This is a genomic window from Flavobacterium psychraerolatum (assembly GCF_025960985.1).
Lineage (GTDB): Bacteria > Bacteroidota > Bacteroidia > Flavobacteriales > Flavobacteriaceae > Flavobacterium.
Genome location: NZ_JAOQMX010000022.1, coordinates 56,484 through 68,929 on the forward strand (window position 1 = coordinate 56,484; position 12,446 = coordinate 68,929).

At 33.0% G+C, this 12,446-nt stretch carries 8 protein-coding genes; 2 read left to right on the top strand and 6 right to left on the bottom strand.

The genetic code is table 11. The features are described 5' to 3' along the window. Positions 1-9: 9 nt before the first annotated feature. Positions 10-1,791 (top strand): OmpA family protein, encoded by a 1,782-nt coding sequence (locus M2326_RS09800; RefSeq protein WP_264619383.1) that lies wholly within the window; start codon positions 10-12, stop codon positions 1,789-1,791. Positions 1,792-1,875: 84 nt separating this feature from the next. Here M2326_RS09800 and M2326_RS09805 read toward each other — a convergent pair whose 3' ends face one another. Together M2326_RS09805 and M2326_RS09810 are read right to left on the bottom strand one after the other, a co-directional pair. Continuing rightward, positions 1,876-5,841, bottom strand: a complete 3,966-nt coding sequence (locus M2326_RS09805) for a PAS domain-containing protein (protein WP_264619384.1) — start codon at positions 5,839-5,841, stop codon at positions 1,876-1,878. Positions 5,842-5,853: 12 nt separating this feature from the next. Then, positions 5,854-6,291: a response regulator gene (locus tag M2326_RS09810; RefSeq protein ID WP_264619385.1), complete on the bottom strand. Its 438-nt coding sequence runs from the start codon at positions 6,289-6,291 to the stop codon at positions 5,854-5,856. A 671-nt stretch (positions 6,292-6,962) separates the two neighbouring features. On the opposite strand from M2326_RS09810, the gene M2326_RS09815 reads away from it, so the two are divergent. Then, on the top strand, positions 6,963-8,129 hold the full coding sequence (locus M2326_RS09815; RefSeq protein WP_264619386.1) for a DUF3095 domain-containing protein: 1,167 nt from the start codon (positions 6,963-6,965) through the stop codon (positions 8,127-8,129). A 202-nt stretch (positions 8,130-8,331) separates the two neighbouring features. Here the strand turns inward: M2326_RS09815 and M2326_RS09820 are convergent, their stop codons facing one another. From M2326_RS09820 to M2326_RS09835, 4 genes are all read right to left on the bottom strand, one after another. Next, complete coding sequence (locus M2326_RS09820) at positions 8,332-9,180, bottom strand: transglutaminase-like domain-containing protein (protein WP_264619387.1); 849 nt, start codon at positions 9,178-9,180, stop codon at positions 8,332-8,334. A 31-nt stretch (positions 9,181-9,211) separates the two neighbouring features. Further along, entirely contained in the window at positions 9,212-9,955 is a 744-nt protein-coding gene (locus tag M2326_RS09825; RefSeq protein ID WP_264619388.1) for a proteasome-type protease, read from the bottom strand. A 635-nt stretch (positions 9,956-10,590) separates the two neighbouring features. Further along, positions 10,591-10,809, bottom strand: coding sequence for a hypothetical protein (locus M2326_RS09830; RefSeq protein ID WP_264619389.1), 219 nt, complete (start codon positions 10,807-10,809; stop codon positions 10,591-10,593). An 831-nt stretch (positions 10,810-11,640) separates the two neighbouring features. Further along, the coding region (locus tag M2326_RS09835) for a DUF6161 domain-containing protein (protein ID WP_264619390.1) at positions 11,641-12,446 on the bottom strand (806 nt) is incomplete at its 5' end.

A 12,446-nucleotide genomic window follows, 5' to 3' on the forward strand; every position in this document is an offset into this window, starting at 1 on the left:
ACTCACATTATGAAAACTTTAAATCACTTCAAATTAATTGCTCTACTTTTAGTTAGTATGCTCTTTCAAGTAGGTTCAGCACAAACAGCAAAATCTGTAGTTAAAAATACAGCTTTGAAAAATGAAAATTATTTTCAAATTAGTCCAAGAGGAGGATTCGATACTCCCTTTTATTCTAATAATACACCTTATATTGATTACAATAGTGGCCTCGATATCGGACTATCTGTTGATTACTACTGGAAATGGTTTGGTATAGGTGCTGATGTAGATTATATTTCCAACAGTCCCGAAAGTACTTATCCAACACAAGGATTGTTGAACAGCAGAAACATCCTGCTTACAAGTTTTGATTTATCTGAAAATGGAATAAAACGATTCTTCTACGGTATTGGTCCCGATTTTAAACACCAAAGTAGTAATGGAAAATGGGTGTACGAATTAAACACAAGGGCAGGGTTAAGCAGCATTAAAGGAGGCCGTACCGAATTGAGAGAAACGACTACTGCTCCAGTACCATTAGGACAATTGCTAAATTTTCACGCAGGATATAATGCTACCAATGTCGTTACTGCCAAAGCACAAGTACGAGTGAATTACTTCTTCAATAATTATTTTGGAGTACATGCAGGGGCTTATTACATGAGACATTTTGATGTTGAAGAGATGACAGATCCTTCTTTGGGAATTACTTCAAGTTACCAACCTTTTATTAGTACTGTTGGTTCAAACGGGCAAAACGTGACCACTTTAGACCCGAAAAATGGTCCCGTGACGAGATTGAAAACTTCAAAAAGTGATATTTCTTCAATAGGTGTTTTTGCTGGAATTAGTTTAAAATTAACATCGAATAAAACTGAAAAAGTTTGTGCAAGCTGTCCTATTTATTCATTAGCAGTAACTGCTAGAGATAAATATACCAAAGAAATTTTACCACAGGCAGATGTTGTTGTCAAAAATTTAAAAGGTGATGTGGTACAGTCGGGTACTACCAATACCTATGGTGTTGTGGTTTTTAATAATGTAACACCTGATAATTATACCATTGACGGAAAATTATACGATATCAAAATGGAAAGTAATTCGACTGTTTCAAACGAATTTAAACCTAAAATAACTTTACAAAAAGAAATTTTATATACCGATTTGAATTTCATCTTAAAAGGAAAGGTTGTGCTGTGTAATAGTCCTAAACCACTTTCGGATGTTTCGGTAAATTTAAAAAACCTTGTGATTGCAGAACAAAAAAACACATTGACAAATGATAAAGGAGAGTTCATTTTTAATGTAGCTAAAAACTCAACTTATGAAGTGTATGGTAAAAAAGACAGCTACTTTTCTCAAACAGAAACAATTTTGACCAAAGACTATGACAGAAACACTACATTGTTTGTCAAATTAGAAGTTTGTATGGAAGAAGCAGATTGTGGAAAAGCAATTGGTTTGAAAAATATACTATATGATTTGGATAAATATTTTATTAAAGAAGGAGCTAAAAAAGAGTTGAATCGACTAGTACGCTTTATGCAAGATAATCCATTAATCAATGTCGAGATCTCTTCACATACTGATTCGAGAGCATCACAGGAGTACAATGCGACATTATCCCAAAACAGAGCCAATGCAGCTGTTGATTATGTAGTTTCACAAGGAATTGCCAGAAATAGAATCAAAGGTATTGGGTATGGTGAAACTCAATTATTGAACAACTGTGGCGATGGAGTTGATTGTTCTGAAAGTCAACATCAATTGAACAGACGTACTGAAATGAAAGTAATTTGTCCTAATTAATTCGAATACTACTTATATTTAAATATAAAAAAAACTCCGCAACGTCATAGATTTTGCGGAGTTTTTAGTTTTAAAATAATTTTATTAAACAGGTAGATAAATTGTAAAAGTTGCCCCTTGATTATGGATCCCTTTTGCGCTAATGAAGCCGTTGTGATTATCGACAATTTTTTTTACAATCGCCAGTCCAATTCCCGTACCTTCAAATTTTTCTTTGCCATGTAAACGTTGAAAAACTTCAAATATTTTTTCATTGTACTCTTCTTCAAAACCAATACCATTATCTTTTATGCTAATACGGCAGTACTTATTTTCGGGTACTAATTGTTCCTGCTGCAATTCTTCTCCAGTGGCTATCTCACAAATAATAGCTATTTTGGGTGGACTATTTTCTTGTGCAAATTTGAGTGAATTGCTTACTAGATTGAAAAGCAATTGACGAAATTGAAAGGGTATAACTTTAATCTCACAATCTTTATTTACTGTAATTTCGGCCTTTTTCAAGCTTAACTCTTCTTGTAAATCCTCTTGTACTTCGTTAATAATTATAGAAAGTTTGGTCTTTTCAAATTTGCGTTCTTGAACACTCGTTCTAGAATAGGCGAGTAGGTCCTGAATAAGATTTTGCATCCTGTTGGCTGCATTTTGCATGCGCTTGAATTTATCTTTCCCACTTTGAGACAGATTTGGAGCCTCACGATCATTTATTAAGGTAGCAAAAGTTTGTATTTTGCGCAATGGTTCTTGTAAATCATGACTTGAAATATAGGCAAAAGACTGTAATTCTTTGTTCATTTTCTCAAGAGCATCATTTTTTTGATACAATTCCTTGGTACGTTCTGAAACTTTTTTTTCCAATTCATTGGTAAATATTTTTTGATCTTGAATGTCGGTACTTGTTCCTACCCACATTGTAATTTTACCATCACTATCTCTTTGTGCTATTGCGCGACTCAATTGCCAACGATAGGTTCCATCACTTTTACGAAAACGATGTTCAATTAAAAAATCTCTCTCAGTGGTGATGGACTCTTTCCATTTTTGAATATTTTCTTCTCTGTCATCCAAATGAACAATTTCGAGCCATCCTGTTTTGATTATTTCTTCATGTGTAAGTCCTGAGAAATTAAATACAGATTGATTGAAATAATTAAGATTTCCTTCAGGATCAGCAGTCCATATAAATTGTGGCATTGAATCGGCCAATAAACGGAATTTTTGCTCCCTTTCTAATAATTGTGTTTGAAAATTTCTTTCTTCGCTAATGTCTCGCAAAGTACCCAGCATACGAATAGGATAATTGTCAGAATCATAAAATACTTTTCCTTTTGCTTCTATCCAATGTATTTGATTATTGATAATCATTCGTACTTCGTACTGTAATATGCCTGTTCTATATGCTTTTTGAAAAGCAGCTTCTCGTTTATCCTTATCATCAGGGTGTAAATTTCGCAGCAATTCCTCGCGAGCAATATTTTTGTCATTATCTATGCCTAATATTTCCAGAGCACGGTCTGATATGGTGGTAACATCTGTGAGTACGTCCAACTCCCAAACACCTAGCTCACTAGCATTAATGATTACTTGCAGCTTTTGTTCATTTTTCTCTAATTCTTTTTTTGCAATAACTGTTGCTGTAACTTCTGTAGCAACTGCAATTATGCCGTTCACCTTATCATTCTCTTTTAATGGATGATATACAAAATTAAAATAAGTAAGGGCCTCTTGTCCAAAACGTTTTAATGTCAACGGAAATTCATAACCATAAAAAGGCTCACCTGTTTTATAAATATTTTCAATAATACTTCCTACTGCGGCTTCGGCTTCTGGAAGAGATTCAAAAAGAGGTTTCCCCAAAAAGTTCTCTTCTTTTCGATCAACCAGTTCAAGATAAGATTTATTTACTGTTTCCACTACATGATTCATTCCTTTAAAAATGACCATTGCAGTAGGAGCTTGTTGAACTGCATCTCTAAAACGTTTTTCGCTTTCTTCTGTCTTTTGTTTGGCTTCATGCAGTTCTGTTACATCGGCTGCAGTATTCATAACGCCATAGATTGCACCAAATGAATCTACTACGGGAGTAAAACTATAATTAAAATAATAAGTTTTTAAGGTACCGTCGGTAACAAGATCTACTCTTTGATTTTTAGCATGATACGCAATTCCAGATGTGTACACATCATCTAGCTTTTGATAAATATCTTGATTTTCGAGCTCTGGTAAAATATCTTTGTAAAGTTTACCAATAAGGTCACTACCTTTTCCCCATGCCGTAACTATTGCTTGGTTGGCCAATGCAATACGCATTTCACGACCAATATAAACTCCAATCGGAAAAGGGGCACTTTCGACAAGGCTACGCAAATTTTGTTCATTTTTTTCTATTTTTTGACGTGCTAAAAATTGATTGGTTACGTCATAACCTATCGCCATTACACCATTCGTATTACCTTCTTCATCAAATAATGGTTCAAATGAAAAATTAATATAGATTGTTTCTGGTACTCCAAATCGCACCATAGTCAATTGTAATTCTGTAGTTGCAAATCGTTCTCCTGTATGCAAAACACCATCAAGTAGCGCTTTTATTCCTTGCACTATTAATTCTGGCATGGCTTCAATAATCGATTTATGAAGTATTTCTTTTTCAGTTTTCCCCCATAATTCTAGCGCATTTTTATTAGCAATTTCAACAACATAATCTTTACCGCGCAAGATTGCGATAGCAATAGGAGCTTGGATAATCATCAATCTAAGATTATTTTCACTTTGTTCCAGCTTTTTTCGGTCAAGTGTTTGAGCAGTAATATCTTCTACGGTTCCATTAAATCGATAGGCTTGTTTTTCCTCATTAAACCATGCTTTTCCTTTAGCATGTAAAGTTATTTCATGATTTGTAATGGGATTAATTATATTGTATGCAATGTCATAATTCCCTCCAGATTTGTAATCCAATGCTTTTTCTATAGCCTTGATTACTCTAGGTTGATCATTTTTGACAATGGCATTTGTGGCTTGGTTAAGTTCAATATCCTTTGTTATAGATAATCCAAACCATTTTTTTAATCGGTGGTTAACCGCCAATTTATTAGTGTATGGATTATAGTCAAAAGTTCCTAATTTGGCTGCTTCAAGTACAAACTCCAACTGATTTTTATTGTCTTGTAATTCAGCCTTGATTTCAAAATGTTCTGTGATATCAGTATTGGTTCCGAACCAATTGACAATTTTCCCTTGGTCATTTTTTACGGGTAGCGCACGCGTAAGAAATTGACGGTATTGACCACTTTCACCTTTAAGTAGACTAACCCTTTCGAAAGGAACTCCAGTTTTTAAAGAATGTTGCCATTGATTTAAAACTTCGGGAAGTTCTTCTTCTTTATAAATTGTTTGCCAGCCCCAATTTTGCATGGTTTCAAAAGTACTACCTGTATATTCATACCATTTTTTGTTGTACCAATAAACGTCACCATCGGGTTCGGCCATCCAAGCTAGGTTAGGAATATTATCGGCCATGGTCTTAAAGCGTTCTTCGCTTTCTTTCAGTTTATTGTAAGCAACAACAGCGGCAGTTGTTTCATTACAAATGACCATTACGCCAGAAATTTTTTCAGATTCATCAAAAACAGGACTGTAAATAAAAGTCCAATATACATCCTCAATTTTATTATTTCGAAAAATTGGAATTAACTGATTTTCGCTCCAAGTTGCACCACCACCATCCATTACTTGATCAATGAGGGGCTTGATTATTGTCCAAATTTCGGGCCATGCTGTTTCAGCCTTTTGTCCTAGTATTTCAGGATGTTTCCCTTCATTACCCAAAATGGGGCGGTAAGCATCATTATATAAGCAAGTAAACTCAGTTCCCCACCACAAAAACATGGGAAACTTCGAGTTTAAAATAATACTAATTGTAGTACGAAGGCTTTGTGGCCAGGTATCGGGAGTTCCCAAAATGTTTTTACTCCAGTCTTTGGCACGTAGGAGCTTACCCATTTCACCACCACCATTCAGGAAATAATAGGTATCGTTTGATTTACTCAAAATACAATAATTTTAGGATTCAATAATAAAATTGCAGCGCTCTGGTTGTTGTAATTTGTTTTCTTCTAGGCGTTCTGTTGCTTCTTGAATAACTTTTTTCAAGACATTAAAATCACCTGGTTTACGGATGTAGTAATGAGCACCATTAATATATAGTTTATTAATAACATCGGTATCAAGGGAAGTCGAAATAATGACTACCGGTAACTCTTTAAAATTTTGGTTGAGCCTAATTTCAGTCAAACATTCAAAACCCGATTTACGAGGCATATTTAAATCCAAGAAAAGAGCATCTGGTAATGCAAGAGTATTAGAATTTAAAAAATTCATTAATTGTACTCCATCATTTACGGTTGTCAAAGTCATCGAAAGACTTAATTCTTCCATTGCCTCCTGAAAAAAAAGGCAATCATCCATATCGTCATCTGCAAGTAAGAGCTTGTGCATCATTATATTTTTTTGGGAGAACGATTTATAATAGAGAAACTAAATAACACGAACTTAGATATTTCGTATTTTAATAAATGTTACCAAAAATAAGTAAAAAAAAGACAAAGTTAAAAATTGTTTGTAAAAATGTTAACTTTTTTATTCAATTAGGACGAGAGTTATTATAGTACAAAAAAACTATTTTACATAGTTTTCTTTTGTAAAATGAATCATGCATACAAAGGCCATAATTACTGTACATATTTCCGCAACTACTTCCAGATGAGGAATTAAAACCACTAAAGAACTGCTTATTATAAATATAGTTTTCTCAAGGATTAAAGGCAGTTTTATAAATAATCAGTCCAGTAAAAACAAGACTAATCCTCATTTCTTTAAAATTTTATTTCGGGTAGAATTTCAAGCCAATATAAAAGAGTGATGTCTAAAGGGATTTACAGTTTTCAATAATAAAAACACTAATAATTATCCTTTTAAAAGGGGTGGTAATAAATGAGCAATGGTTCCACTTATATTTTGGATAAAGAAGAATATATGGTAGTAAGCTATTTTTGGATGCAGCTTCATTTTTTATTATATTCAACAAGTCATAACTTTTAGTATATTTTGTTATTTGTTCGTTCTAAATCTTATCTTTAAATCAAAATAATAAAAATAGCCCAATTGTGATTATGAACAATACTATAAATTTTTATAAAAATATTTCTAAAAGCAACCTTCCGCTTACGGAACTATTAAAGAATGAGAATTTATTTTCTACAGTGCCTCCAAATTGGTCAATTGTGGTAACAGATATTGAAAACTCAACTACGGCTGTATCTCGAGGTTTACACAATGACGTGAATAGAACCGCTACAGGAAGTATTATTACGGTTTTAAATACGTTAAAGAGTCTAAATAATAGTGTTAAAATTCCATATTTTTTTGGTGGAGATGGATCTACGTTTATCATGCCAAATTCAGTACTGGAACCTGTATTAGAGGCTTTGAATCAATATAGTCGACATATTAAAAACAGCTTACAATTACAGTTGAGAGTAGGTCATCTTGAAGTAGAAAAAGTATATTCGAAAGATGTATCGCTGAAAATTACAAAACTTAGACACAATGAATTTTTGACGACTCCAGTAATTATAGGAAATGGATTGAAATATGCAGAACAAGTAATCAAAGAAAATTTTGTTCCAACTTTCAATGAGTCAAACAAGTATATTCAACCCAATTTAGAGGGGATGCAATGCCGTTGGGACGAAATTTATCCAAATAAAAATGATAAAAAAGTAGTTTGCTTATTGGTGGATTGTGATGATGAAAAAGACCAAGCCAATGTGTACGGAATCATTATGAGGGAAATTGATTTTATTTTTGGAAATTTAGAGAAACGCAATCCAATTTCTACCATTAAATTAAAACTAAATACTTCTTTGGAAAATATCCGAAAAGAAATGAAAATAAAAATTGGAAAATACCAAATTACCTATGTAATTAGTAATTGGCTCATGACTTTATTTGGTACTTTTTATTTTAAATTTTTCAAAGCAGGTAGACTATACAAATACCGTGTTACCCAATTGTCAGACACAATTATGCTGGATGGTTTTCTAAATACCGTAATTTCTGGTACTGAGGAACAAGTTACTAGATTGAAAATGCTTTTGGATGATTTGGAAGCCAAGAATAAAATTATTTATGGTATTCACATAACACATGCTTCCATCATGTCGTGTTACATCGAAGATAAAGAAAAGAAACACATTCATTTTGTCGATGGAACCGAAGGAGGATACACGAGTGCCGCCATTATGTTTAAAGAAAAATTGAAGAATGTAAAGGTATAATAAACTTTTACGTCGAAAAATACGAACTATTGTAAAAGACAATGGAAGCAAAGTTTCTCAAAACATTCTTTTCTCCAAAAGGAAATAATGTATTCTATAGTAATACATTGTACTACAAAATATCACTGTTATAAAAAAAGCAGTAGCCTTGAGTGCGTTAAACACTTAAGGCTACTGCTTTACATTTTGTTTATAAGGCTATTTACTGTATCGAAAATCCATTTAATACATTTTCATTGTACCAGAATGGGGTGAAATTATCTTCGGCCAATTCGCATGAAACAATAATTTTACTCGAAGAAGCATTCCCAAAAATACTAGCTACAGCAGCATCTGCAGCATCACGACCATTAGCAATTTTAACTAAGCTGTTCAAAGGGACCAATTGTGTAGCATCAAATACAATCCAATTTCCTCCTATATAGGCTTCAAAACAGGCATGAAAATCGGGTGGTTGTAGTGTGTATGCATAACAAGTAAGATAGCGTGCAGGTATAGACAAAGCACGACACAAACTTATTCCTAAATGTGCAAAATCACGACAAACACCAACACGATCGGTAATGGTATCTAGTGCAGAGGTTTGCGAGTCGGTGCTCCCGCTCACGTATTCTACATTATTATGTATCCAATCTGTGATTGCGAGTACTCTTGAGTAAATGTTTTCGATTCCACCAAATTCTTTATATGCTAGCTTTTGTAATTTATCAGATTGGCAATATCTACTGGGAAATAGAAACGGTATAATATCTCCATCTAATTCTGATACAGGAACATTTTGAAACTCTTGTCGCTGATCATAAATAGTATAGTTCGTTTCAACAGTGGCGTCATACGAAATCGTAAATGAGGTATTTCCTAATGATTTTAATCTAAGAAATCTACCTGCACCTGCATTATATGAGAACTCTTCAACTTCCAATTGCGGGTTCAATACTAGGGATTCAGTAAGTATTTGTTGGCTATTGTTTCGAATTGCGTGGATATTGAATATAAAGGTAGTTGGAAAAGCTACGTTATATGTAATTTCACTGTGTACATTAAATTTCATCTGAATAGGATTTAACTAATTGATATTTTTTTTATTTGGTAGGCACGAGCTTCTCGTCGAGTTTATTAAAAGTAGAATCAATCCAATCTTCGGGAAGTTCAACCAAGGCTTGTTTTAATTTTTCAGCCCATAAATCAGATATGTTGGCGAGTTCCTTTTGGTCATATCGTTTTTCGAACATTTTAAAAGAATCTTTTTTATATAAAACCACATCAATCGGAAAATCAACATTGTTTGCACTCACACGTGTGGAATCAAAAGATAAAAACCCTGCTTTCAAAGCTTCTTTCATGGTTGTATCTGGATTGATTATTCGGTTAAGAATGGCTTTCCCTTGACCCGAATTTCCAATAATGACATAAGGAGAGCCTTCATCTAGTTCTACCCAATTCCCTTCAGAATAAACGAGGAATAACTTCTGGGTTTCGTCACCTTTCAATTGTCCTCCAATAATAGTGTTGAGATTAAATTTCAAACCGCCACTTAGCAAAGAAGCTTTGTCTTCTCTCGCGACTCGTTTTATTTGATCACCAAAGGCATTGACGACTTGGTAGAGCTTATTATAATTTTTGGTTTCTTCAGATAATTCCTGAAAATAGTACATTACTTTATCTCGAACAGAACGAAGTCCACTTGTCATAATAAAAATAGAATGTCCGTCATGTTGCTCCACATGTACTTTCTTTTTAATTGACACATTTGATCCAGCGGTGATACAGGTATCGGCGATAGCCACCAAACCTTCTTTAACTTTAATTGCAAGGCAGTAAGTCATAAAATTGGAATTAACAGATTATTGTTTTTCATCTGAAGTTGATTAGCGCTTTTGACACTACTCAAACATCAATTGCAATATTACAGCAATCTGCAAGTTTGGATCTTACATTATTATTGATAGATATTGTAATATTATAATAACGTATTGCAAAATAGCTAATTAGTAATACTATTTACAACTGGCTTTTGCAGGTGGATTATGGCAATCAAGTACCGAGCACTATTGTTAGATTTTAATCATAGGAATGTGCATCGAATCATTCACGACTGACTTGAAATTGTTTATTGTTGACGATATTCTTTGCGGGCACAGAATGCAATTCTGCGCTAACGATTTAGTATAAATTCGAGCGATCGGGTTTTGCCTTGAATCAAAAACAGTAATAATCTCGATCTCGTTTTTAATAAAGTTTATCCTATAGTAAAAAGTAGTTTGCTTAGTAACAACACATTTATAAAGTCCTTTAAAATCAGAAGATTGTGGACAACTTTTGGCCTGTTTTGCTATCTGTTCAATTTTTGCAGTTAGTTTTTATATAAAATCATTACGAACTTTTAGATTCCAGTTCTCCAAAAGATAGTCATTGAGTTTTAGAAGTTTTAATTCTGCCAATTCGGATAAAAAGACAATCATTAGGAGATTTTCTTTAAAAAATATTTGTAATTAACTCTCTTACCTTCATCTAATTGTTTAATACCTTTCTCAATTTCTTTTTGCTCCACTATACTTAATTCACTCCAAAAATCAGCTTTTTCATTTTGAATAAATGCTGTAATTTTTTCAATGAATTGGTCGTTCTCAATATTGAGAATCATTTTTACGAGCTCTATTTTAGATGTTTGAATATCCATGTTTTAACTTCTTATGCTCAAAGTTACAAAAAAAAGTTTTACTATTGTTTGTATTGAATTGGTCTTTTGCATGATTATCTTTTTACCATAAAAGTCACATAAGTTTTCTGCTCACTTTGCTACAAAATTTTGAACCATATAAGAAATAGAAGCTCATATAAGTTATTTTATGCTAGCATAAAACTCCGCAATCTTGTCATTCTGGAAGAATTTCAGGTAAAGAGTTACAAAGTATTTCGACAAACTGCGGTCATTGCGAGCGAAGCGCGGCAATCACGTACCGAGAATCAATTGTTGGATGTAATTTATAGGAATGTACATCGAATCATTTACGACTGACTTTCAATAGTTTATTGTTGACGATATTCATTGCGGGCACAGAATGCAATTCTGCGCTAACGATTGTCTATAAATTCGAGCGATCGGGTTTTACTATTGTTTGTATTGAATTGGTCTATTAGATGAATGTTTTTTACCATATAATTCATTTAAGTTTTCTGCTCTATTTGCTGTTGTTTTTTTTATCCATATAAGAAATAGAAGCTTCTATATGTCATTTTATGCAAGCATAAAACTCCGCAATCTTGTCATTCTGAAAGAATCCCACGTAAAGAGTTACAAAGAATTTCGATATGCAAAGGTCATTGCGAGGAACGAAGCAATCACGTACAGCGCATCAGTTGTTGGATGTAAAATATAGGATTGAGTATCGAATCATTCATGACTGACTTTCAATAGTTTGATTTTGACAATATTCTTTGCGGGCACAGAAAGCAATTCTGCGCTAACGATTGAGTATAAATCCGAGCAATCGGGCTGTTACCAGCTGGCTTATTTTCCACTAAATATTTTCCCTGCTAAATCGTTTGGCATTGTTGGTGAAGAATCATCCTTTAATAGACCTTTATCTGCTCTACTAAATAAAGATTGTAGGATTAATTTTTTTTCTTCAGTGTTAATTTCTGATTCCTTTAGTAAGGAAAGATAGAAATAAGTTAGTGTATGTCTTTCTTCAGAATCTCTTGCAAGATGGAAAGAACTAAACATTACTTTTGAAATTGCTTTTATACAAAAAGCCATAAACGAAATTAAAGTTATATAGATAATCGACCATCTTATTGAGGCGCTATGGTCGCCTTTAAAATAACTTGTATATATCTGTTCAGGAGTATTCCATAATAACTCACTTAATGAATAACAAACAATTAGAATTAATATAACTAAGGTCGCTAATGCAATCCATCCTTGCGATTTCAATTTTTTTGATCTTTCATCCCAATAGGTTGCTGGTCCTTCTAATTTTAGTTTTTCTTTATATGTTTTTTCAAGTTCTTGTATTTTAAGTATTGAGTCTTTGTCAAATGTTTCAAAGTCTCCTTTTGTATTAATAAACCAGTCCGAATATGTTTTTTCTTTTTCAGTTTGAAAATCATCTATTTTAGTTGCATATTCGTCGTATTTATCAGAACTATTTTTTAAATGTCCTACCAACTGTCTGTCAAGTTCGGGTAATGAATTTTTAAAATTGTTTTTTAAATTTCGCTTAGATTCAATTAATAAATGCAACATTTGGAAGTTGCCGTTTGGATGATTTTTTTTCAGAAAAGAGAAAAGAAAATTAAATCTTTTTCTCTTTT

Excerpts from the sequence above, each read along its gene's own strand:
- M2326_RS09815 (WP_264619386.1), top strand. The coding sequence starts at position 6,963 with ATGAACAATACTATAAATTTTTATAAAAATATTTCTAAAAGCAACCTT.
- M2326_RS09830 (WP_264619389.1), bottom strand. The coding sequence starts at position 10,809 with ATGGATATTCAAACATCTAAAATAGAGCTCGTAAAAATGATTCTCAAT.
- M2326_RS09820 (WP_264619387.1), bottom strand. The coding sequence starts at position 9,180 with ATGAAATTTAATGTACACAGTGAAATTACATATAACGTAGCTTTTCCA.
- M2326_RS09825 (WP_264619388.1), bottom strand. The coding sequence starts at position 9,955 with ATGACTTACTGCCTTGCAATTAAAGTTAAAGAAGGTTTGGTGGCTATC.
- M2326_RS09810 (WP_264619385.1), bottom strand. The coding sequence starts at position 6,291 with ATGATGCACAAGCTCTTACTTGCAGATGACGATATGGATGATTGCCTT.
- M2326_RS09800 (WP_264619383.1), top strand. The coding sequence starts at position 10 with ATGAAAACTTTAAATCACTTCAAATTAATTGCTCTACTTTTAGTTAGT.